The sequence below is a fragment of the Mesorhizobium sp. WSM4815 genome (assembly GCF_055811575.1).
The window spans coordinates 115,428-139,329 of sequence record NZ_JBVVQS010000087.1; the positions used below are offsets into that span (position 1 = coordinate 115,428).

The 23,902-nt window shown below is 64.8% G+C and carries 8 protein-coding genes; 5 read left to right on the forward strand and 3 right to left on the reverse strand.

Features of this window, described 5'->3' with window-relative positions:
* Positions 1–13: 13 nt before the first annotated feature.
* The 3 genes from AC0L2B_RS10840 to AC0L2B_RS10850 all read right to left on the reverse strand — a co-directional run bounded on the left by AC0L2B_RS10840 (position 14) and on the right by AC0L2B_RS10850 (position 9,084).
* Positions 14–1,042: a sulfate ABC transporter substrate-binding protein gene (locus AC0L2B_RS10840; protein WP_473745339.1), complete on the reverse strand. Its 1,029-nt coding sequence runs from the start codon at positions 1,040–1,042 to the stop codon at positions 14–16.
* Positions 1,043–1,314: 272 nt separating this feature from the next.
* Positions 1,315–3,420: a penicillin-binding protein 1C gene (gene pbpC, locus AC0L2B_RS10845; protein WP_473745341.1), complete on the reverse strand. Its 2,106-nt coding sequence runs from the start codon at positions 3,418–3,420 to the stop codon at positions 1,315–1,317.
* Between the two features lie 192 nt (positions 3,421–3,612).
* A complete protein-coding gene (locus AC0L2B_RS10850; protein WP_473745343.1) occupies positions 3,613–9,084 on the reverse strand; it encodes an alpha-2-macroglobulin family protein in 5,472 nt (1,823 codons plus the stop codon).
* 304 nt (positions 9,085–9,388) lie between these two features.
* Between AC0L2B_RS10850 and AC0L2B_RS10855 the strand changes: the two genes are divergently transcribed.
* The 5 genes from AC0L2B_RS10855 to AC0L2B_RS10875 all read left to right on the forward strand — a co-directional run bounded on the left by AC0L2B_RS10855 (position 9,389) and on the right by AC0L2B_RS10875 (position 23,707).
* Positions 9,389–11,317: an autotransporter assembly complex protein TamA gene (locus AC0L2B_RS10855; RefSeq protein ID WP_473745345.1), complete on the forward strand. Its 1,929-nt coding sequence runs from the start codon at positions 9,389–9,391 to the stop codon at positions 11,315–11,317.
* On the forward strand, positions 11,317–19,236 hold the full coding sequence (locus AC0L2B_RS10860; RefSeq protein WP_473745347.1) for a translocation/assembly module TamB domain-containing protein: 7,920 nt from the start codon (positions 11,317–11,319) through the stop codon (positions 19,234–19,236). Before AC0L2B_RS10855 ends, AC0L2B_RS10860 begins: the two co-directional genes overlap by 1 nt.
* A gap of 388 nt (positions 19,237–19,624) precedes the next feature.
* Positions 19,625–21,280 carry an ABC transporter substrate-binding protein gene (locus tag AC0L2B_RS10865; protein ID WP_473745349.1) on the forward strand — a complete coding sequence of 552 codons (1,656 nt, stop codon included), beginning with the start codon at positions 19,625–19,627 and terminating at the stop codon, positions 21,278–21,280.
* A gap of 222 nt (positions 21,281–21,502) precedes the next feature.
* Entirely contained in the window at positions 21,503–22,537 is a 1,035-nt protein-coding gene (locus tag AC0L2B_RS10870) for an ABC transporter permease (protein WP_287228192.1), read from the forward strand.
* A 12-nt stretch (positions 22,538–22,549) separates the two neighbouring features.
* Positions 22,550–23,707, forward strand: coding sequence for an ABC transporter permease (locus AC0L2B_RS10875; RefSeq protein WP_128167239.1), 1,158 nt, complete (start codon positions 22,550–22,552; stop codon positions 23,705–23,707).
* The last annotated feature ends 195 nt before the right edge of the window (positions 23,708–23,902 follow it).

Here is a 23,902-nt window from a genome sequence, read left to right on the forward strand (position 1 = left end):
TAGCTAACTGGGTCTACTGGGCCGGCTTGTAGATCTGGTCGAATATACCACCGTCGCCGAAATGGTAAGGCTGTGCTTTCTTCCAACCGCCAAAAAGCGGATCGTCGATGGTGATCAGCTTGATCTCAGGCAGTTTCGCGAGGTCCTCGGCCGGCACCAGTTCTGGTTTCGACGGACGATAGTGGTGCTTGGCGATCAGCGTCTGGCCTTCCTTGGAGTAGAGGTAGCTCAGATAGGCTTCGGCGACTTTTCGCGTGCCCTTGGCATCGACATTGGCGTCGACCACGGCGACCGGCGGCTCGGCCAGGATCGAGGTCGGCGGGTAGACGATATCGAAATTGTCGGCGCCGAATTCGTCGAGCGCCAGATAGGCCTCGTTTTCCCAGGCCAGCAGCACGTCGCCGAGCCCCTTTTGCGCGAAGGTCACAGTTGCGCCGCGCGCGCCGGTGTCGAGCACCGGAACATGCGCGTAGAGATTGCCGACGAATTCCTTGGTCTTGGCCTCGTCACCGCCATCCTTGGCGTTGGCATAGGCCCAGGCGGCGAGATAGTTCCAGCGTGCGCCGCCCGAAGTCTTGGGGTTCGGCGTGATCACCTGGACGTCGTCCTTGACCAGATCGCCCCAGTCCTTGATGCCTTTCGGATTGCCCTTGCGGACGAGGAAGATGATGGTCGAGGTGTAGGGCGCCGAATTGTTCTCGAACTTGGTCCGCCAGTCGGGATTGATCTTCTTCGATTTCTCGACGATGGCGTTGATGTCGCCTTCGAGCGCCAGCGTCACCACGTCGGCGTCGAGGCCGTCGATCACGGCGCGGGCCTGTGCGCCCGAGCCGCCATGCGATTGCTGGACGGTTACCGTCTCGCCGGTCTCGGCCTGCCAGTGGGCGGCGAAGGCCTCGTCGAATTGCTTGTAAAGCTCACGCGTCGGGTCATACGACACGTTGAGGATGGTGGTATCGGCAAACGCGAAACCGAGCGTGCCGAACTGGACAGATGTGGCGACCAGTGCGCCGAGCAGTTTCCTGAAATGAGGATTGGTCATTTCCGCCTCCGTTGAGATCACCTCAATCTACTGAATTGGTAGAAATTAGATGCAATCAATGTTGCTTTTTTCGGCCTTATGAAGCAATTTTTCGCCGGCTTTCGGCATCACGAAGAAATTCTTTCCACGCAACGCTGCAGTGCCGAATCCGGGCACATGAAGCAATCTATCTAGAGACAGGTTGCGCCTCGGCAATGGCCTGAGGAGTCGAGCGTGTCCTGCTTACTCGCCGACCTAATGGAAAGCCAATTCCCTGAATCGCTTGGCGCATTCTATTCAACGAACACTTTCACGCTGGCCGCGCGCCCGGCAGCGTCGATCACGGTCAGGGTCGAATAGCCGGCGCCGTCCGGCTGCCAGGTCGCGGTACGCCGCCGGTCGATGCCGACCAGCGGCTTGCCGTTGGCCAGCCAGCGGAACGGGGCGCGGCCGTCTTGCAGCTTCAGCACCAGTGGCGTGGCGTCGGCGGTGGTGGCGGCGAGATCGACGTGGGCGCCGTCGGGCGGAAAGATGATCGTCGGCGCGGGCTCGGTCGGCGTCGCCTGGACCAGGCCGTCGGCGCCAGAACCGAAGCGCGCCAATGTCACCGGCAGATCGTCGCGCCTGGGTCTGGTGACGCCGGCCAGCTGGCCTGGCAGCGGCACGGCAGCCAGGCCGGAGCGGACAAAGCCCTCGAACAGGATGGGTGCGGCCGAGACATAGCCGGACAGGCCGGGCACCGCGCCGGCGTCGGGGCGGCCGACCCAGACGCCCAGCACATAGCGCCCGTCAAAGCCGACCGACCAGGCATCGCGGTAGCCGTAGGAGGTGCCGGTCTTGTAGGCGATGCCGCGCCGGGCGGCGCCCTCGGGCGGCTTGACGCCCGACAATATGTCGGTGATCTGCCAGTTCGCCTGATCGTCGAGGATGGTAGCGGTCGAGCGCTCGGCATTCGCCGGCTCGGTGCCGTCATGCAGCGTGTGTGCCTTGCCGCCATTGGCGAGCCCGGCATAGAGCTGGACGAGGTCGCGCAGCGTCACGCCGACGCCGCCAAGGCCGATGGCGAGACCCGGCGCCTTGTTGACGGGCAGGATCGGCGTGACGCCGGCCTTCCGGAAGCGCGCGAGCAGCCGCGCCGGCCCGACCGCGTCGAGCACACTGATCGCCGGCACGTTGAGCGACAGCTGCAGCGCCTGCCTGATGCTGACGTCGCCCTGATAGCCCATGTCGAAATTCTTCGGCCGATAGCCGGAGAAATCCGTCGGCCTGTCGTCGATCAGCGTTTCCTGCGCCACCAATCCCTGCTCGAAGGCGAGCCCATAGATGAACGGTTTTAGCGTCGAACCGGGCGAGCGGACGATCCTGGTCATGTCGATCCAGCCGGAGCGGCTGGCGTCGAAATAGTCGGCGGAGCCGACTTCGCCGAGGATGTCGCCGGTGCGGGCGTCGGCTAGCACCATGGCGACGGACAGGCGAGGGCCGAGCCTGGCGGCGGCATCCCTGGCCACCTGTTCCAGCCCTTCCTGGACACTCTTGCGGATCGTCAGCCGCAGCTTCTGGCCGGGGACGGCCCGGGGCAGCACTGCATAAGCGGCATGGGCGGCGAGTGCCGGCAGTGGGCGGCGGCTGGCAGGAACATCGTCAAGCGCGGCACGTGCGGCCTCGCGCTCGCCGAGCAGGTCTGATGCGACCATGCGCGTCAGCACCCGGTCGCGGGCGGCTTGGGCGATTGCCAGGTTGCGGTCGGGCCGGCGCTTTTCCGGCAGTTGCGGCAGTGCGACGAGCAGCGCCGCCTCCGAGACGTCCAGCCGCTTCGGCTCCTTGCCGAAATAGGCCAGCGAGGCGGCGCGCACGCCTTCGAGATTGCCGCCATAGGGCGCCAGCGTCAGATAGCGTTCGAGGATCTCGCGCTTGCTGAGCCGCCGCTCGATCTGCAGGGCGCGCAGCAGCTGCTTGAGCTTGGAGCCGAGGCTGCGGCTGTCGCGCGGTTCGGTCAGCCGGGCGAGCTGCATCGACAGCGTCGAGCCGCCGGAGACGATACGGCCATTGGTCGCGAACTGGCCGGCGGCGCGGGCCAGCGCCAGCACGTCGACGCCTTCATGATCCCAGAAGCGCTTGTCCTCGTAAGTCACCAGCATGTCGACGAACTGTCTGTCGACCTGGTCGAGGCGGGTGGCGAGCCGCCAATAGCCGTCCGGCGTGGCGAAGGCCCGCAACAGTTGGCCGTCGCGGTCCTGGACTTCGGTCGATACCGTCAGCGCCGCCGGCAGCGGCGGCGGAAAGGCGCGGTCGAGCTGCCAAAGGGTGGCGGCGGCGATTGCTGCGAAGCCGGAGAGGGAGGCGGCGGCGATGGCTGAACGGCGCAGGAATTTTTTGGAGAGCACGGCGCTGCCCCTCATCCGCCTGCCGGCACCTTCTCCCCGTATAGCGACGGGAAGAAGGGGGCTGTCACGGCCCACGGCGGCTTTTCTGCAGCGTTCGAATTTGGCGAAAACTTCGGCGCAGGCCTCTTTCTCCCCGTCACTATACGGGGAGAAATGCCTGGCAGGGCAATGAGGGGCAGCGCCATCGCCATGTTCGTGTTCGCCGCCTTACGGCGCCCTGACCTCCATCATGCCGGTCGCGGTGCGGGCCGAATATTGCGGCCGGTACATGTCCTCGACGGATGCCGCCGGGTGGGCATAGGTGCCCGGCGTCACCGCACGCACGACATAGGCGAGCGTGATGTTGCGGTCGCCTTCGCCGTCGTTCGGATTGAAAGCGGCGACGAAACGGTCGTCGCGGAATTCGAGATGGGCGGCGTCGGTCTGGGCCAGCCAGGAGAAATTCGACAATTGGGCGCTGGAAACCAGGCCCGGATTGTCGATCTCGAAGCCGGCCGGCAGCAGATCGGTAATCACCAGCCGCGACGGCCATTTGTTCTGCTCATAGACATTGAGCACGACGACATAGCGTTCGTTCTGGGTCGCCTGCGTGACATTGGCTTCGGTGCCGTCGAGCTTGTAGTAGGTGCGGCCGATGGTGAAGCCGTCGCCGCTGGCCGGCAGCGGCTGGATCGGCGAGGCCACCGTGGTGACGACCGCCTGCAACGGGTTGCTGCCGTTGTTGGCGACGGTCAGCGGATTGTCGGCAATGTCGCTGCCGGCGATCTGGTCCGAATAGGCGCCGGCATGCGGCGCGCCATTGATGGTCAGCGCGATCGCATCATTGCCGGCCTTTAGGGCACGCGCCGCCAGCAGCATCCAGGACTCGTCCTGCGTGCTGGTCCATCTGACGGCGGCGCGTTCCTGCGTCACCCGCTTGATCAGCACCGGCACGATCGTCGGCACCGGCTTGGATTCGGCGGCAAGCGCCAGCATCGCCGCGCCGTCACGCAGCGGCGAGCCATAATCGGACCTGTAGTAGTCGTATGCCGAGGTCGAATTGGCCAGTTGCAGGGCGGCCTGGAAGGTGGCTTCCGAGCGCTGCGTATCGCCATAGAGCGCCAGGCCCGCCGCCAATTGGGCGACGGCCATCGGGCTGGTAAAGGCTTCGAGCTGGGTGTCGGCATAGTAGCGCAGATCGCCGATCGAGGCCTTCTTGTTGCGGGCCAGCACATAGAGCGCATAGGCGATCTCGCTGCCGCGATCCTTGACGTCCTGGTCGTAGCCGATCGCGTTTTGCAGATTGCTCAGCGCCTGGTTCATCGCCAGCGCCGGCACGTCGTATTTCTGCTCGCGCGCCCGGGTCAGGAAGTCGGTGACATAGGCGTCGAGCCACAAATCGCCGGAGCCCGGGCCCCACAGGCCGAAGCTGCCGGCCGAGGCCTGATAGCTCAGCACCTTGTAGATGGCGTCCTGGATGCGGCCGTGCAGATCGGCGTCGCTGGCCATGCCGACGCCCGACGCCATCTCGTTGACATAGAGCAGCGGCATGGCCCGGCTGGTGGTCTGCTCGGCGCAGCCATAGGGGTAGCGGTCGAGCGTCATCAGCAGCGAGGGCACGTCGAAGGCCGCCGCCTGTGAAACGCCGACGCTGACCGAAGCACCGTCGAGCAGGCTTGCCGCCAAGAGCTCCTTGTCAACGCGCAGCGAGCCGCCTTTGCCCTTGAGGTCGACCACCATACGGGTGGTCACCGGCAATTGCGCCGGCCGCACCGGAACATAGAGCGTCTGCTCGACAGCGGTGCCGTCGGCATGGGCGAGCTTGATGGTGATCGAGGCGTTGCCCGGCGTTTCAGCGATCAGCGGCACGGTCAGCGTCTGCCGCTTGCCCTTGGCCAGCGTCAGCTTTTCGGGCAGGGCGGCATCGCCGGTCGAAAGATCGCCTGACGTGCTTATAGACAGCGCATAGTCGCCCTCCGGACCGTCGGCGTCGGTGACATCGAGCCGCATGACGGCCGAATCGCCGGGCGCCAGGAAGCGCGGCAGGCCGGCGGTGATCACCACCGGATCGCGCACGATCACGTCGGATTGGGCATGGCCGACCCCGTCCTCGGTCCAGGCGACGGCCATGACGCGCACGGTGCCGTTGAACTGCGGGATGTCGAAGTCGACCCGCGCCTTGCCGTCGGCGTCGAGCTGGACCGGACCGGAGAAGAAGGCGACCAGCTTTTCGGTCGGCGGGCTGCCTTGCGACTGGATGTTGGCGCCGTCGCCGCCGCTGCGCAGCTTGCCGGTCGTGCCCAGCGAGCCGTCGATCAGGCGGCCGTAGAGGTCGCGTACTTCAAGGCCGAGCATGCGCTGGCCGAAGAACCAGGTCTCCGGATCCGGCACCTTGTAGTTGGTCAGGTTGAGGATGCCGACGTCGACGGCCGCGACCATGACATAGGCGTTGGCGCCCGGCTGCACGCCGGCCACCGAAACCGGGATCGACAGCTGCTGGCGCGGCATGGTCTTGTCCGGCGGCGTCAGGCTGACGGCGAGTTTTTTCGAGCCCGGATCGACCTTCAGCCATTTGACGCCGATGGCGCGCGCTGGCATGCGGGTTTCCTGCGCATCACCCGGCCTGAACAGCGTTGCCGTGACATAGGCGCCGGCGCCCCAGTCGTCGCCGACCGGGATGTCGATGGTGCTGCCGCCGGCCGGCACGCTGGCGGTGACGGTCTTCAAGAGCTTGTCGGCGCCGATGGTGACGAGCAGCTCGCCGGCAAAATGCGGCGACAGTTTGAGCTTGGCCACTTCGCCGGCCGCATAGCTGTCCTTGTCGAGGGCGATTTCGAGGCCGTCGGGCGTTTCGGTGGTGGTGGAGCTGACATACCAGCCGGCGTCGAACTCGTAGCTGGTCGCCGGGCCCTCCGGGTCAGACGTCTCGATCTCGAGCCGGTAGCGGCCCCAGTCGACCGGCAGCGAGACGGTGGCCTCGCCGTCGGCGGTCATGTCGACCTGGCCGCTGGCCACCGACTTGGTGAAGGTCACCGGCTCATAATTCCAGGAATTGCTGGAGCGGTACCATTGGTAATTGCGTTCGACCTTGACCAGCGACCATTGCGCGCCCTGGAGCGCCTCGCGCTTGCCGTCGGGGTCGACGGCAATCAGGCCGAACTTCGCCGTGCCGCCTTGCGGCACCTCGTCGCCGTCGAAATCCGGGCGGATGCCGATCATCTGGCCCTGCGGCCGGATGGCGAAGTTGAGCGAGCGTTCGACGGCGCGGCCGCCGGTCTCGCGCATCCTGACCGTAACCTTGGCGTCGACCAGCCTGGTGGTCGAGGGCAACTGGTCGACGGAAACCGGGAAGGTCGCCTTGCCGTCGTCGCCGACCACCGGCAGGCCGGTGAACGGGGTGACTGACGGTTCCGCCGACTGCTCGTCGGCGAGGCCGAAGGAATAGCCCTTGAAGCGGTCCCAGGCGCGGGTGGTCGACAGCGTCAGTTCGCCTTCGAGCGCCAGCCCGGCGGCCGGCGCGCCATAAAGGAAGCGGCCGTCGACGGTAACGTTAGCGGTTTCGCCCTGCGCGATCTCCTGCTTGTCGGAGGACAGGTCGAACTCGATGCGATCCGGCACGAAATCCTCGACCAAAAACATCTGGCTGGCGACCGCCGCCTGCTTGGGGTCGGTGTGGATCGCCACCGTCCAGGTGCCGCGCATGACGTTGGCTTCGAGGGGCAGGTCGACGGCATGGCCGCCGGCCGATGCGCCGTCGCTGACGATGCGGCGGTTCTCGACGCCGTCGGGACGGGTGAAGATGAAGGTCAGCGGCAGGTTCTCGACCGCCTTGGCGGCGCTGTCGCGGGCAAGTGCTGCGACATGGACGTCCTCGCCGGCGCGGTAGATGCCGCGTTCGGTCCAGGCATAGACGTCGAGCGCGCCCGGCGCCGGACGCCCGGTGACGCCGCGATCGGAAAGATCGAAGCCGGCGCGGCCCATGTCGAGGAAGACGAAGTCGCTGTCACCCTGCCTGGCTGTCAGCACGGCCGGCACCATGCCGCCGTCGCCGCGCGTCAGTCCGGGGTTGAAGACGGCGCGGCCTTCACCGTCCGTGGTCGCGGTGCCGAGGATCTCGTTGTTCCTGGCCAGCAGCGTCAGTTCAGCACCTGATATCGGCTTGGCGGTTGCGAGCGAACGGGCAAAGACGTTCAGCCCGTCCTGCCCGGTATAGGTCGACAGGCCGATATCGGAGACGACGAACCATTGCGTGGCGCGCGAATCATAGTCGTCCTCGTTCTCGTCGACCGGTTGCGCGGTCAGCACATAGACGCCGGGCTTGCGCTGCGGCAGCGCCTCGTCGACCGGGAAGGAGGTGGTGACTTCCTTGTTCAGATCGTTGGCGATGTCGAGCTGGCCCTGCCAAACCGGCTCGCCCATCTGATCGGAAATGTTGGAGATGTCGTAGCCGTCAAGCTGGCGCAGGAACTGGTAGCCGGACAGAAGCTGGGTCAGCGAGCGATCGCCGATGCGAAAAAGCTTCATTTCGGCGGCGCTCATGTTGACGGTGACGACCGGGATGCCGCGGCGCGCGCCGGCCGGCAGCACGAAGCTGTCGCCGGTGAAACGGGCGGACGGGGCGCGGTCCTGCACATAGATCGACAGCACCACCGGGGTGGAGATCACCTCGCCGATGGCGGCCGGCAGGCCGGGACGGAAGGTCACGTCGTAATGCTGGCCGTGCTCGAGCCCCTCGACGCAGATCTGCTTGTCCTTGGCCTCGACACCCTTGGGGGCGGCGTTGTCGACAGTGACGAATTGCGCGTAGTCGACGCCGGTCTTGACCAGGTCTTCGGAAAATTGCGCGCAGATGCGTGGCGCGCTGGTGTCGGCGTCGACCGTGTGATCGACGACGCGGAAGCCCTTGCGCGCCTTGAGGTCGTGGTAGGCGGCCGTGACCCAGGGCGAACTGACCAGCGCGAGGCTCGCTTCGTAGGCCTGCAGGGCCGGCCGAGCGAGGTCGCGGCGATCGAGCCCGTCGCCAAGCAGTGCCAGCGCTTCGGCACGGGTTTTTGTGGTGCGCAGCAATTTGTAGGCGTTGAAGCCGGCGGAGGTGGCGTTCGCCGGCAGGGTCGACGCCTCGGCGCTGTTGGCGGTCGGCTGCACGGCAAGTGTTTCCCGCGCCAGTTCAAGCCAGAGTTGGCCATCGTCGGGCAATACCGAAACCAAAGCCTCGTATTTTTGAACGGCCAAGCGGTGGTCGCCGGTCTGCGACGCTTGCCTTGCCGCCTCCCGCAGCGCCGTCAGTCCTTCGGTGGGCTTGGTGTAGGCCGGGCCGGTGAGCCTGTTGCGGTATTGCTGGGCCTGGTCGGCCATCCAGGCGGGGAAGAAGGCGAGCGCCGGCGGCGCGCCGATGTCGGGGTCGCCTTCGACGTTGACGACCTTGCCGGCGACGGCGCCCTTGAAGGGCTTCAGCGTGTTATAATCGGATTTGAGAAAACACCATTTGGCCTTGGGGTTGTAGGTGAAGGCGCGGCAGGCGGGATCGCCGAGACATGTCGTCGTGCACTGATCGAGGCTGACGTTCTGGTCGGATCTGAGATCGAAGCCGAAATAATCGGAATTGTCCGATGTCACTACCCGGCGCGCTTCGGCCGCTTGCGCGACACTGCCCCAAGCGAAAAAGAGAAGAAAAAGAATCGACAGACCACGAGCCGCCATGACACCCCTCCGGACACTGCTTACGTTACGTCCACGTTACGCCCAGACATGTTCAAGCTTCGGTCCAGCTTGTCAACACAAGGACGCGGCAGGTTCCCGCCTGCCAACGGTTTCCTTTCCGGCCGATGACCGGTAGTACCTCCACAGGACAGGGATCACGCTTTCTTGCGGCGACGCAGAAGGTGTGAATTCCAAGCCCTGTCCATTTAAGACAGTTGGATTGTGGCAATTGGATTGTGGCCCGTTTACGAGCAATTCAGAACTTCATTCCAATTTTAGCTTTGGCCGCTAGTGTAGAGTTGTAATGTCGGCGTATGAAAGGCAGATGTCGGGAGGAACCGCGCCACGGCGCGTGTTTTTGCTCGCCCTGCTTTCCGCCTTGCTATGCTCGCCTGCACTGGTTGGCGCGAGCGGAAATGCGGCCGCTTTCGAGATCTTCGGCATCAAGCTGTGGGGATCGTCGGAGGATGAAGATGCCGACATCGTCGATCCGCTGCGCTATGCGGTGACCATAGAGGCGCCCGACGCCGACGAGGATCTCGCCGAAAAACTCGAAAACGCCTCGGCGCTGAAGGACGACGAAGAACGTCCGGTCTCCGGTTCGCTCGGCCTGCTGGCCAAGGCGCGTGCCGACCGCGATCAGCTTGTCGCCGCCCTTTATGCGGACGCCCGCTACGAGGGCGTCGTTACCATTACCATCGAAGGCAAGCCGCTCGACGATTTGCCGCCCGACGCCGAATTCTCGGGTCCGCAGCCGATTCCGGTGGTGATCAACATTGCGGCCGGACCGAAGTTCACGCTTGGCGACATCAGGCTGGAGGGCGATGCGGCGGGGCTGTCGGGCGCCGATTTCGGCCTGATCGCCGGCGGCGATGCCGGGTCCGGTGCCGTGCTCAAGGCCGAGGCGTCGATCGTGCGGGCGCTCAAGAAGGACGGCAGGCCGCTGGCCAAGGTGACCGCCCGCGAGATCGTTGCCGATCACGCCACCTCGACGCTCGACGTGGCGCTGACCGTGGCCGCCGGGCCGGTTGCCGGCTATGGCGACACCACGGTCGAAGGCACCGAGAAGGTCGACCGCGATTTCACCGAATACATGACCGGCCTTAAGCGCGGCCGCCAATATTCGCCGGAAGAGGTCGACGAGGCGCGCGACCGGCTGCTCGGGCTGGAAGTCTTCAACAGCGTGACGCTGAAGGAGGCCGACGGTCTCGACGCCGATGGCAACATCCCGATCGGCGTCGAAGTGAGCGAGCGCAAGCCGCGCTATTTCGGCCTTGGCGGCACCTTCTCCAACACCGAGGGGCTCGGCCTCGAAGGCTATTGGGGTCACCGCAATCTGTTCGGCCGTGCCGAAAAACTGCGCATCGAGGGTGAAATCAGCGGCATCGGCAGCAACGAACTGACCGAGCTCAACTACAATGCCGGCATCATGTTCGAAAAGCCGGGCGTGGTCGGGCCGGCGTCCAAATTCTTCGCCGGCGCCAACACCGTGCTGGAGCATCCCGACGCCTACGACCGTTTCTCGGTCAAGGGCAACACCGGCCTGTCGTATGACCTCGACCGGCAGCAGACGGTTTCGGCGGAAGTCGCGCTCGACTATTCGAAGATCACCGATTCCTTCGGCAAGCACACTTTTCTGATCGCCAGCATTCCGCTGCGCTATGTCTACGACAACCGCGACAACCGGCTCAACCCGACGACCGGATTCAGGGCGCTGGCCTATGCCGAGCCGAGCTACGACATTTTGAACGGTGCCGCCTTCGTCAAGCTTAGGGGCGAAGGATCGGCCTATCAGTCGCTCGACGCGGCCTCGAAGTTCGTCCTGGCCGAACGCGTCGTCATCGGCTCGATCATCGGCGCCGGCCTTCAGGATGTTCCGGCCGACCGGCGCTTCTATTCCGGCGGCGGCGGCTCGGTCCGCGGTTATGCCTATCAGGGCATCGGTCCGAAGGACGCCGACGGAGAGCCGATCGGCGGGCTGTCCTTCTTCGAGACCTCGTTCGAGATGCGCATCGCCATCAACGACACGATCGGCGTCGTGCCGTTCGTCGATGCCGGCACCGTCTCGACCGATCAATTCCCGGATTTTTCCGGCATGAAGGTCGGCGCCGGCGTCGGCTTGCGCTATATTACGCCGTTCGGACCGTTGCGCATCGATGCGGCGGTGCCGCTCAACCCGGATCCCGACGACCCGGATTTCGGCATCTATGCCGGTATCGGCCAGGCGTTTTGATGACAATGTTCAAGCGCATCCTTCGCATTGCCCTTTACACGCTGCTCGTCCTGGTGGCGGCGGTGGTCGGTGCGCTCGTCGTGCTGACCAAGACCGAGCGCGGCCGCGCCAATCTCGCCGGCATCATCTCGACCGTGGCGTCGACCGATGACCAGAAGGTCACGGTCAGCGGCATCGACGGCATCTGGTCCGGCGCGCTGACGGTCGACCATGTGGTGCTGGAGGATCGCCAGGGCGCCTGGCTGGTGGCGCGCAAGGTGGCCGTCGACTGGTCGCCGCTGGCGCTTCTGTCGAAAAACTTCAGCGCCGGCCGCATCGGCGCCGATCGCATCGAGCTGGCGCGGCTGCCGGCGGCCGGCACGCAGCAGCCGAGCCAAGGTGGCGCCACCACGCTGCCGGTGTCGCTCGACATCAAGCAGATCGACCTGCCGGAAATCGCGCTCGGGCAGGCGCTGGTCGGCAGCGGTATCGCCGAGCTCGCCGCCAAGGGATCGTTCAAGGCCGATGCGGCGCCATTGGCGCTCGCAACCAGCCTCAACATCACCCGCCGCGACGGCAAGCAAGGCAAGTTCGACGCCAACATCCATTTCGCGCCCGCCGACAACAAGCTGGACCTCGATCTGAAGGCGTCGGAGCCGGCCGGCGGCATCATCGCCAATCTGCTCAAATTGCCGGATGCGCCGCCGGTCAACATCGTCGTCACCGGCACCGGGCCGGTCGCCAATTGGAGCGGCATCGGTACCTTCGTCGTCGACGGCCAGATCGTCACCCAGCTCACAGGTCGCCACCAGCTCACCGACAAGGGCAACTATGTCGAGGCCAAGGGCGACGGCGACCTCCAGCGCTTCTTGCCCGACAATCTGAAATCCTTGTTTGCCGGCAAGACCAGCTTCGACCTCGCCGGAACCGCGATTGTGACGGGCGGCGTCGAGGTCGAGCGCGCCAGCATCGACAGCGATGCCGTGCATGGCACCGCCGCGGGCATCATCGACCCCAACGGCGCCAGCGACCTTTCGGTGGAACTCGCCGCCAAGGGTCCACCAATCGTGTTCAGCCTCGGCGCCGCGGCGCAGCCGGTGACGGTCGCGATCACCGGCGCCACGGCTCGCGCGTTCGGCGGTGGCAAGGCGCCGATAATCGACATCGGCGCGTCCCTGGTCTCGGTGGTGGCGGGCGGCACCCGGGTGGACGATCTGGTGGCCGAAATCCATTCCGACGGCTTTGACATCCAGGACCGCAGCGGACCGGTCACCATCAAGCTTATCGCCGGCGGCCTGAACACCGACGTGGCGACGCTGGCGCCGCTGGTGACCGGCAGGGTCACCGCCGACCTCGCCGGGTCGGTCAGCAAGGACGAGATCGTCGTCGATCAAGGCACGCTGCGCAGCGATGCGCTCAATGCCTCGGTGACATCCAAGGTGACGCTGGCCGATCTGGCCATGACGCTCAAGATGAATGCCGATGCCGTCTCGACTGCGCTGCCGCCGCAGATCCGCCCGGTTCTCGGCGAGCGTGTGACATTCTCGGCGACCGCGACCCGCGACCCGCAAGGCTTGTTTGCCGCCAATGCGCTGCAACTCAATTCGGGCTCGCTCAGCGCCAGCGGCACCGCCAGCGCGACGGGCACCGACATCCAGGCCGACATCAGGGGCACGCTCGGCGATGTCTCGGTGCTGTCGCCGATGGTTGGCGTACCGGTCGGCGGGGCCGTCAATTTCGCGCTGACGGCGAGCGGCGCGCGCTCGGCGCCGGATTTCTCGGTCTCGGCCGACAGCGACAGCCTGACCGCGTCGGGCCGGACGGTCAAGACGATCAAGCTGACAGCGACGGGCAAGGCCGACATCGTCAATCCCGCTGCCGATGTCGCACTGACAGGGTCCGTCGACGACCAGCCGCTCGATCTCAGGGCATCTTTGGTGACGCGTGACGGAACGCGTTCCGTCAACGGGCTTAGCCTGTCGCTGGCCGACAATAAGGTCTCGGGCGATCTCGTGCTCGACGACAGCTTGCTGCCGCTCGGCACGCTGACCCTCGAAGCGCCCGATATCGGTCCGCTGGCCGCGCTTGCCGGGCAGACGGCGGCCGGCGACGTGCAGGGCAGCATCCGCCTCTCGAATGATGGTGGCGCGCCGACGGTAGTCATCGATATGACGAGCGGGTCTATTTCCCGCGGCGATCTGGCGGCGAAGACCATCGCCGTCAACGCGCTGGTCGCCAACTTTCTCAAGGCGCCGGCGATCTCCGGCACGATCAAGGCCGATACGGTCACATCAGGCGCCACCGTGATCAGCGGCATCGGTGTCGATTTGAAGCGCGACGGCGACTGGACCGGGTTTTCCGGCGGCGCCACCGTCGCCGGCATTCCGGCCAGGGCCGAAGGCAGGGTGAAGATCGCCGACGGCACGACAAGCGTCGAGATCGCTTCCGGCGAAGCGACCATTCGCGGCATCAAGGCGGCGATCGCGCAGCCGTCGACCCTGAGCATCGCCAATGGCAACGCCAGCATCGAGAAACTGATGCTCGATGTCGGCGGCGGATCGGTGACAATGTCCGGCACCGCCGGCCAGACGCTCGATCTTGCGGCAGAGTTTTCCGGGCTGCCGGCCGCCCTGGCCAATGATTTTTCACCCGGCCTCGACGCCGCGGGCACGCTCGGTGGAACGGCGCAAGTGACGGGACCGTCAGCAGCCCCTGACATTCGTTTCGATGCGCAGCTCAGCGGCGCCGAGACCAGCCAGACCCGCCAGGCGGGGCTCGGGCTGCTCAACCTCGATGCCGCAGGCAGCTTCTCCTCCGCCGGGGGCGTCGCCATCGACCGCGCGACGCTTGCCGGGGACAAAATTTCCGGCAAGGCTGCCGGCACCATCAATCCGAACGGCGCCAGCGATTTTTCGCTCGACCTGGCCTCGACCGGCCCGAGCCTGCCGCTGGCGCTTGGTAGCACCGAGAGCCCGATCAAGCTCGAGTTGCAGGCGCTGTCGGTGGAGGTCGCGGGGCAGGGCACGCAATCGACGCTGAATATCTCCGCGACACTGCCGTCGGTCGCCACCAACCTCGCCAAGGCCGAAGGCATCGCGCTTGCGCTCCATTCCGACGCCTTCGATCTGAAGGGCCGAACAGGGCCGATCTCCGGCACGGTGACGGCGGACAAAATCGGCCTGGACAATCCGACCATCGCGCCGCTGCTCGCCGGAAAGACTACTGCCAAGGTCGCCGGCGATCTCGCTACCGATACCATCGTCATCGACAGCGGCTCGGTAACGAGCGAGGTACTGGACAGCGGCTTTAATGGAAGGGTCTCCCTGGCCGATGGCGCCATCGATCTCAACCTCAGGGCGGTTGCGGCTTCCGCGGCACTGCCGGCGGCAGTGCGCGGCGTGCTCGCCGAGCGGACGCAGCTCAGCGCGGCACTGAAGCGCGACGCCAACGGCAATGTTATCGCCAACGCCATCAGGCTGGTATCAGGTGCATTCAGCGCCGACGGGCAGGCCAGCCTCGCCGACAACAAGGTCAGCGCCGACGTCAAGGGCGCGCTCGCCGACATCTCGCTTCTGTCCGGGGATGCCAAGGGCGCCATCACCTTCGCGCTGAACGCGCAAGGCGCCAGCACCGCGCCCGACCTGTCGCTGACGGTCAACAGCGACCGGCTTTCGGTGGTGGCGCGAGAAATCACCGGGCTAAAGCTCACCGCGACGGGGAAGGGCGACATCGCCAGCCCGGCGGCCGATATCTCGCTCACCGGATCCGTCAATGACGAGCCACTCGATTTCAAGGCGTCGCTGGTAACGCGCCAGGGAAAGCGGTCCATAAACGGACTAAGCCTGTCACTGGGCGACAACAAAGTTTCGGGCGACCTTGCTCTCGACGATCGATTCCTGCCGCTCGGCACGGTTGCGCTGGATCTACCCGATATCAGTCCGCTCGCAGCCCTGGCGCTGGAAAAAGCTGACGGCGACGTGCGTGGCACGATCGTCTTCTCGAAGACCGGCAATGCGCCTCATGTCGCCATCAAGGCGACCACAGATTCAATTTCGCGCGGCGATCTTTCGGCAAAGACGGTCACCATCGATGCGCTGATTGCCAACTATGTCGCCGCACCGGCGATCTCCGGTAAAATCCGTGCCGACAGCGTCACCTCCGGCGGCACCGTGATCAGCGGCATCGGTGTCGATTTGAAGCGCGACGGCGACTGGACCGGGTTTTCCGGCGGCGCCATCGTCGCCGGAATTCCGGCCACGGCAGAAGGCAGGGTGAGGATCGCCGACGGCACGACAAGCGTCGAAATCGCCTCCGGCGATGCGACCATTCGCGGCATCAGGGCGGCGATCGCGCAGCCGTCGACCCTGAGCATCGCCAACGGCGCCGCCAGCATCGAGAAACTGATGCTCGATGTCGGCGGCGGATCGGTGACAATGTCCGGCACCGCCGGCCAGACGCTCGATCTTGCGGCAGAGTTTTCCGGGCTGCCGGCCGCCCTGGCCAATGATTTTTCACCCGGCCTCGACGCCGCGGGCACGCTCGGTGGAACGGCGCAAGTGACGGGACCGTCAGCAGCCCCTGACATTCGTTTCGATGCGCAGCTCAGCGGCGCCGAGACCAGCCAGACCCGCCAGGCGGGGCTCGGGCTGCTCAACTTCGATGCCGCAGGCAGCTTCTCCTCCGCCGGCGGCGTCGCCATCGACCGCGCGACGCTTTCAGGAGACAAGATTTCCGGCAAGGCTGCCGGCACCATCAATCCGAACGGCGCCAGCGATTTTGCGCTCGACCTGGCCTCGACCGGCCCGAGCCTGCCGCTGGCGCTCGGCAGCACGGAGAGCCCGATCAAGCTCGAGCTGCAGGCGCTTTCGGTAAAGGCTGCAGGGCAGGGCACGCAGCCGCAGCTCGACATTTCCGCTGTTCTGCCTTCGGTCGCGACGAAATTCAGCGATGTCGAGGGGCTCACGCTGGCATTGCACTCGGACGCTTTCGACGTGAAGAGCCGGACGGGGCCGGTCTCCGGCACGGTGACGGCAAACAAGATCGGCCTGGACAATCCGACCATAGCGCCGCTGATCGCCGGCAAGATCACGGCACAAGTCGCCGGCAGCCTGGCGACCGACGGCATTCTCATCGACAGCGGGTCGGTGACGAGCGACGCGCTGAACACCGGCTTCAATGGAAGGATCTCGCTGGCCGACGGCGCCATCGACCTCAACCTCAAGACCGACGCGGTTTCCGCGGCGCTGCCGGCGGCAGCGCGCGGCGTGCTCGCGCAGCGGACGGAACTCAGTGCCGCGCTGAAGCGCGACGCCAATGGCAATGTCACCGCCGATGCGATCAGGCTGGTGTCCGGCGCGCTGACCGCCGACGGGCAGGCCAGCCTTGCCGACAACAAGCTCACCGTCGATATCAAGGGCGCGCTGGCCGACATCTCGCTTCTGTCCGGGGACGCCAACGGCGCCATCACCTTCGCGCTGAACGCGCAAGGCGCCAGCACCGCGCCAGACCTGTCGCTGACGGTCAACAGCGACCGGCTTTCGGTTGCCGAACGCGAGATCACCGGGTTGAGCCTCACCGCCACAGGCAAGGCCGATGCCGCCAACCCGGCGGCCAATGTCCAATTGACCGGAAATGTCGCGGGCCAGCCCCTGAAGGGCAGCGCCGTGCTGGCGACGTCAGACGGCAAGCGCGCTATCGACGGGCTTTTGCTGTCGCTCGGCAAGAACCGGATATCAGGCGACCTGGCGCTTGACGAGGCTTTCGTGCCTGAAGGCACCGTGGCGCTCGACCTGCCTGACATCGGACCGCTGGCAGCGCTTGCGCTGGAAAAGGCGGAAGGCGACGTGCGCGGCACGATCGTCTTCTCGAAGGCCGGCAATGCGCCTGAGGTCACCGTCAAGGCTTCGACGGCTTCGATTACACGCGGCGATGTTTCGGCAAAGACGGTGACCATCGACGCATCGATCGCCAACTATCGAGCGGCGCCGGTGATCTCCGGAAAAATCCGTGCCGACAGCGTCACCTCCGGCGGCACCGTCGTTCGCGGCATCGATGTCGATCTGACCCGCGACGGCGACTGGACCGGCTTTTCCGGCGGCGCCACCGTCAAGGACATTCCGGCCGAGGCAGCCGGCCGCGTCAGGGTCGCCAATAGCACGACGACGGTCGAGCTCGCCTCCGGTCAGGCGACGATGCGCGGCGTCAAGGCGGCGATCGCCCAGACCTCGACCATCACCATCGCCAACGGCACCACCAGCCTGGACAGGCTCGCACTCAACCTCGGCGGCGGCACGGCGACGGTTTCGGGCAAGGTCGGGGAGGCGCTCAATCTCAACGCGACGCTGGCGCGGGTGCCGATGTCGCTCGCCAACAGTTTCTCGCCCGGCCTCGATGCCGCCGGCACGATCTCGGGCACGGTGAAGGTGACGGGCGCGCCGGCCAATCCGGCCGTCGCCTTCAAGGTCGACGCCGCAGGCGTCCAGACGTCGCAGACCCGCGGCGCCGGTTTCGGCGGCATGGGCGTTTCGTCCTCCGGCACGTTTTCCGGCAACCGACTGACCTTCGAGGCCAACATGAGCGATGCCGCCGGTCTCGGCCTCAAGGGCGGCGGCACGATGACGACATCAGGCACGCCGACGCTTGATCTCGACTTTTCCGGCAAGGTGCCGTTCGCCTTCCTGACCCGGACACTGGCCGCACAAGGCCTGTCGTTGAGCGGCACGGCCGACGTCAATCTGAAGGTGCGCGGCCCGGCGACGGCGCCGGTGATCACAGGCACGGTCCGCACGTCGGGTGCCCGCCTGATCGATGCACGCTCGGGACTTGCGATCAACGATATCACCGCCGATGTGGCGATCGGCGGTGGCGTCGCCAGGATAAACCGCCTGACCGGCAATTTGTCGACGCGCGGCAGCCTGTCGGCCAGCGGCACGGTCGGCATCAATCCGGCGCAAGGCTTTCCGGCCAACCTGTCGATCAAGCTCGTCGACGGCCGCTACACCGACGGCAGGGTGGTCACCGCCAATCTCGGCGGCGACCTGACCATCAAGGGGCCACTCGCATCGGCGCCGGTGATCTCGGGCACGATCAACCTGGCCAAGACCGTCATCACCGTTCCCGAAAAGCTGCCGGGCTCGCTGGCGGCGCTCAACGTCAGGCACAAGAACGCACCGGCCGCCGTGCGCGCGCAGGACAAGGCGTTGCGCCCGGCGACGGCGAGTGGCAGCAGCAGTGGCGGCGGCCTCAACCTCGATGTCACGGTCAACGCGCCCAGCCAGATCTTCATCCAGGGCAGGGGCGTCGATGCCGAGCTTGGCGGTTCGCTGCGGCTGACCGGCCCGGCATCGTCGCCGCAAGCGGTCGGCACCTTTGACTTGCAGCGCGGTCGGCTGTCGATCGTGGCCAAGCGGCTGACCTTCACCGAAGGCACGGTCGGCTTTTCGGGGTCGCTGGTGCCTTATCTCAATCTCACGGCGACATCGACGACGAGCAGCACCACCGTCACCATCGTGGTTTCGGGCGAGGCGACCAATCCGAAATTCAACTTCTCGTCGGTGCCGGCGCTGCCGGAGGACGAGGTCCTGGCGCAACTGATTTTTGGCCGCTCGATGTCGAACCTGTCGCCGCTGCAGATCGCTCAGCTTGCCGAAGCCGCCGCGCAACTGGCCGGCATCGGCGGCTCGACCTCGCTGCTCCAGAACCTGCGCAGCGCCATCGGCGTCGACGATCTCGACGTCGTCACCGACGAGGAGGGCGGCACCGCGGTCTCGGCCGGCAAATATCTCAACGACCGCACCTATGTGACGATCCAGAAGGGCGACAAGCCGGGTTCGGGCAAGGCGGCGATCGATCTCGACGTCGGCCGCGGCGTCAAATTGCGCGGCGAAGCCACCGATGCCGGCGAAGCCAAGGGTGGCATTTTCTACGAACGCGAGTACTGAAGCCGGCCTGCGCGAAATGGTCCGGCAATCCGACAGCCCTCGTCGCCATATCGGCACTCATCCGGATCGGCCGGCGCGGTGCAAAGCTTCGCGCATGACCCCGAGAATCGAAATCGATTTCGGCGCAAAATCAAACTGCTACAGCGTCCGTTGCGCGGCCAACCGGACGTGCGGCGCGGCAGTGAATGTCTCAGTTTGATCGATGCCGGAGATTCGAACGAAATCTACCGGGCAATAGCAATTTTGCGCCAAGACTGTCGTTATCACGCGAACTGCTTCCCTTCCAAAGTTGCACATTCCTTGGCATGTTCCCAATCCGTGCCGTTTTTGACATCACGGCCCGGATGCGGAATGGTAAAAGGCAGAAAGCCAACAATGGGAGTTCTCGATGACAATCTACAAGAGTAATGGCGACCGCGTTCCGGATCACATCCATGCGATGGCCGAAGAAGCCAGGGCCGGACGTGTCGATCGCCGCGAGTTTCTCGCTTTGGCCAGCGTCTTCGGCGCGTCCACGGCGATGGCCTATGGCATGCTCGGCCTCGCCGACCCGACGCCGGCGAGAGCGCAGGACGCGCAGGGCAAGAAAGGCGGCATACTGAAGGTCGCTATGTGGATCAAGGATCCGAAGGATCCGCGCAAGGCCGACTGGTCGGAAATCGCCAATGCCGAGCGCCAGGCGCTTGAGCCGCTGGTCAAGTACACAAATGAATACACGTTCCGCCCCTACCTGCTCGAGAGCTGGGACGTGAACGACGACGCCACCGAATACACGCTGCATGTGCGCAAGGGCGTCACCTGGAACAACGGCGATCCGTTCACCGCCGACGATGTCATCTTCAACTTCAAGCGTTGGGCCGACAAGAAGGCCGAAGGCAATTCCATGCCCGGTCGTCTCGGCTCGCTGGTCAAGGACGACAAGCTGGATGAGAGCGCCGTCACCAAGGTCGACGAACACACGGTCAAGCTGACGCTCAGCTCGCCGGATATCGCGCTCATCCCCAACGTGTGCGACTATCCCGGTCTCGTCGTCCACAAGACCTTCGACGAAAAGGGCGGCGATTTCAAAGCCTGCCCGATCGGCACCGGCCCATTTGAACTGGTCTCCTACGATGTCGGCCAGAAGGTCGTCTACAAACGCCGCGAAGACAACAAGTGGTGGGACGGCGAGGTGTTTCTCGACGGCGTCGAGTTCATCGACTATGGCACCGATCCGGCGGCGATGGTCAGCGCTTTCGAAGCCGGCGAAGTCCATACCAATTTCGAGACGTCGGCCGACTATGTGTCGATCCTCGACGGTGTCGATCTGGTCAAGTCCGAGGTGATCACCGCTTCGACGATCGTCTGCCGCACCAATGTGACCAACAAGCCGTATGACGATCAGAAGGTTCGCAACGCGCTGCAGCTTGCGGTCGATAACGCTGTCGTCCTGCAGCTCGGCTACGGCAATGCCGGCACAGTTGCCGAAAACCACCATGTCTCGCCGATCCATCCGGAATACTTCGAGCTGGCGAAGATTGCCCGCGATCCGGCCAAGGCTAAGGCGCTGATGGCTGAAGCCGGCCAGGCCGACTTCGAGCACGAGCTGATCACGGTCGACGAAGACTGGCACAAGAACACCGGCGATGCGATCGCCGCGCAGATGCGCGACGCCGGCATCAAGGTCAAGCGTACGGTGCTGCCGGGCTCGACCTTCTGGAACGACTGGACCAAATACCCGCTGTCGATGACCAACTGGAACATGCGGCCGCTCGGCGTCCAGGTTCTGGCGATCGGCTATCGCACCGGTGAAGCCTGGAACGAGACGGGCTGGGCGAATGCGGAGTGGGATGGCAAGCTCAACGCTGCGCTCGCCGTTGCCGACCCCGCCAAGCGCAAGGAAATGATGAAGGACATCGAGCAGATCCTGCAAGATGCCGGGATCATCATCCAGCCCTACTGGCGCAAGCTCTACAGCCATTCGGTCGCTTCCGTTAAGAACTACGGCATGCACCCGACCTTCGAGCGCGACTACGGCAAGGTCTGGCTCGACGAGGAGGCCTGATCGGATCGATCGTGGAAGGGGCGGTTCGCCCCTTCCACCCACGCCATGCATGATCCCACAACCGCAGATGGCGCAGAAAAAAGCGCAGACTCTTCGGAAAGGGGCGTGCAATAAGACAGGGTTGATCGCATTCTGAGGGTCCGTTTGACAGCCAGCTCTGCCGATTGCGGCTGAGCTGGCTCCGAGCCGGCCTCAACCCCAACCAGCCGGCAGGGGACCGCCATGCTTTCTTTCATCCTTCGACGCCTCGGCACCATGGCATTGACGATGCTGTGCCTGACGATGGTCGTGTTCTTCCTGATCAATCTCGATCCCAATCTGAAAAAGCTGGCGATCAGCCAGACCGAAATGCACACCTCGGCCGAGCAGCTCGAAAACTGGCTGGTCAACCATGGCTACCGCCAGAATTTCTTTTCCCGCTATGGCCAATGGCTGGGTATCGTGCCCAAGCAGCCGGTCACAGACCCGGCAACCGGCAAACCCACGCGACGTTTTGCCTTCTGCAACGATCCTGTCGAGCCGACATTTTCCGGCGTGCTGCAGGGTGACTTCGGCTGCTCGACCAAGTTCAAGACGACGGTCGCGTCGAAGCTTTTCCCGGCGCTCGGTGCTACCGGAATCCTGATGTTCTGGGTGCTTGTGGTGATGGTGCCGATCTCGCTGTTGATCGGCATCCTCGCCGGTATGCGCGAAGGCTCGCGAACCGACCGGACCTTGTCAGTGGCCTCGATCGCCTCGACGGCGACGCCCGAATATGTGTCGGGCGTCATATTCACCGTCGTCTTCGCCTCATGGCTCGGCCTGCTGAACGGTTCGGCGGCGTCCGCCAGCCGGGGCATCACCTTCTACAACTTCACCCTGCCGGTGATGACGCTGGCGATCTATGGCATCGGCTATATCGCCCGCATGACCCGCGCCTCGATGGTCGAGGTGATGACGCAGCAATATATCCGCACCGCCCGGCTGAAGGGCCTCTCCTTCGGCAGCGTCGTGGTCAAGCACGCGCTGCGCAACGCGCTGATCGCGCCATTCACCGTCATCATGCTGCAATTTCCCTGGCTGCTCACCGGCGTCGTTATTGTCGAGGTGATGTTCCGCTACCAGGGCTTTGGCTACACGCTGGTCGAGGCGGCCGGCAACAACGATATCGATCTTTTGCTCGGCTGCTCCCTGGTCTCGGTGTTCATCGTCCTGATCACGCAGCTCATTTCCGATGTCGGCTACGCGTTTCTCAATCCGCGTATCAGAGTTCAATAGGGGATCGAGCGGATGCAGCTTGAATATATCGGCGCCTTCAATGTGGTGCTTGGCGTGCTTGCGCGTTTCTGGCCGGTCTGGATCGCTCTCGTCCTGGTGATGGGGGCGAGCTTCGCCTACAAGAAGAGGCTTGGCCTCTACGGTCAGCTCTTCGACAGCAGCGTCGGCATCGTCGGCGTCGGCATCTGCCTGTTCTGGCTGTTCACGGCGATCTTCGCGTCGACCGTCTCGCCCTTCAATCCGCTTGTCCAGATCCCGATCATGAAGGACGCGCTGCCGGGCGCGGTCGAGCCGCAATCGGGACTTGTCTACCTGTTCGGCGGCGACAAGCTTGCCCGCGACGTGTTCAGCCGCATGGTCTACGGCAGCCAGATCGTGCTGATCATCGCGCCGGCGGCGACCGGGTTTGCGCTGATGGTCGGCATCACGCTCGGTCTGCCGGCCGGCTATTATGGCGGCAGGATCGATACGGTACTGTCATTCCTCGCCAATCTGGTGCTCGCCTTCCCGGTGATCCTGCTGTTCTACCTCCTGGTGACGCCGGGCATCATGGAGACACCTATCCCCTATGCGATGGCCGGCCTGTTCTTCATGTTTCCGATCATCTTCTTCAGCGTGCTGTTCTGGACGCGCTATAAGAAACGGCCCGACCGGCTTTACATCCTCTTGGGGTTGACTCTGATCGTTGGCGGCTGGGTCTATGCCGGCCTGGTCTTCGATGCCGATCCGTTCAGGATCATCCATATCGATCCCAACCAGCTCAACATCTTCGTGGCGGTGGTGTTCGCCTCCAGCCCCGGCGTGTTCCGCATCGTGCGCGGCCTGGTCATGGACATCAAAACGCGCGACTATGTGGCGGCGGCGCAGACGCGCGGTGAATCGCCCTGGTACATCATGCTGTGGGAGATCCTTCCCAACGCACGCGGGCCGCTGATCGTCGATGCCTGCCTGCGTATCGGCTACACCACTATCCTGCTCGGCACGCTCGGCTATTTCGGCCTGGGGCTGGCGCCCGAGAGCCCGGACTGGGGCACTGCGATCAAGGATGCCAGCCGGCTGCTGCGCTCCTTCATCCATCCGGCGCTGCCGCCGACGATCGCGCTGATGTCGTTCGTGCTGGGCCTTAACCTGCTGGCCGACTCGCTGCGTGAGCAATCGATGAAAGATTGATGGACGGGTTCTCGACCTGATATGCTTGAAAGAACAAGGATTGGAGCGACCCATGAATGAGGCAGTTCGAAATCCCCCCAAGCCGACCAACGGGCCGACCAACGGGCCGATCATCGAGATCGAGAACCTGTCGATCTCCTTCTTCACCCGCAAGGGCGAGATACCGGCCGTCATGGATTTTTCCTGCACGGTCAT

What these genes read in the sequence shown, in the direction of transcription:
- AC0L2B_RS10865 (WP_473745349.1), top strand. Translation starts at nt 19,625, where the DNA reads ATGACAATCTACAAGAGTAATGGCGACCGCGTTCCGGATCACATCCAT.
- AC0L2B_RS10840 (WP_473745339.1), bottom strand. Translation starts at nt 1,042, where the DNA reads ATGACCAATCCTCATTTCAGGAAACTGCTCGGCGCACTGGTCGCCACA.
- AC0L2B_RS10860 (WP_473745347.1), top strand. Translation starts at nt 11,317, where the DNA reads ATGACAATGTTCAAGCGCATCCTTCGCATTGCCCTTTACACGCTGCTC.
- pbpC (WP_473745341.1), bottom strand. Translation starts at nt 3,420, where the DNA reads ATGAGGGGCAGCGCCGTGCTCTCCAAAAAATTCCTGCGCCGTTCAGCC.
- AC0L2B_RS10870 (WP_287228192.1), top strand. Translation starts at nt 21,503, where the DNA reads ATGCTTTCTTTCATCCTTCGACGCCTCGGCACCATGGCATTGACGATG.
- AC0L2B_RS10855 (WP_473745345.1), top strand. Translation starts at nt 9,389, where the DNA reads ATGTCGGCGTATGAAAGGCAGATGTCGGGAGGAACCGCGCCACGGCGC.
- AC0L2B_RS10875 (WP_128167239.1), top strand. Translation starts at nt 22,550, where the DNA reads ATGCAGCTTGAATATATCGGCGCCTTCAATGTGGTGCTTGGCGTGCTT.
- AC0L2B_RS10850 (WP_473745343.1), bottom strand. Translation starts at nt 9,084, where the DNA reads ATGGCGGCTCGTGGTCTGTCGATTCTTTTTCTTCTCTTTTTCGCTTGG.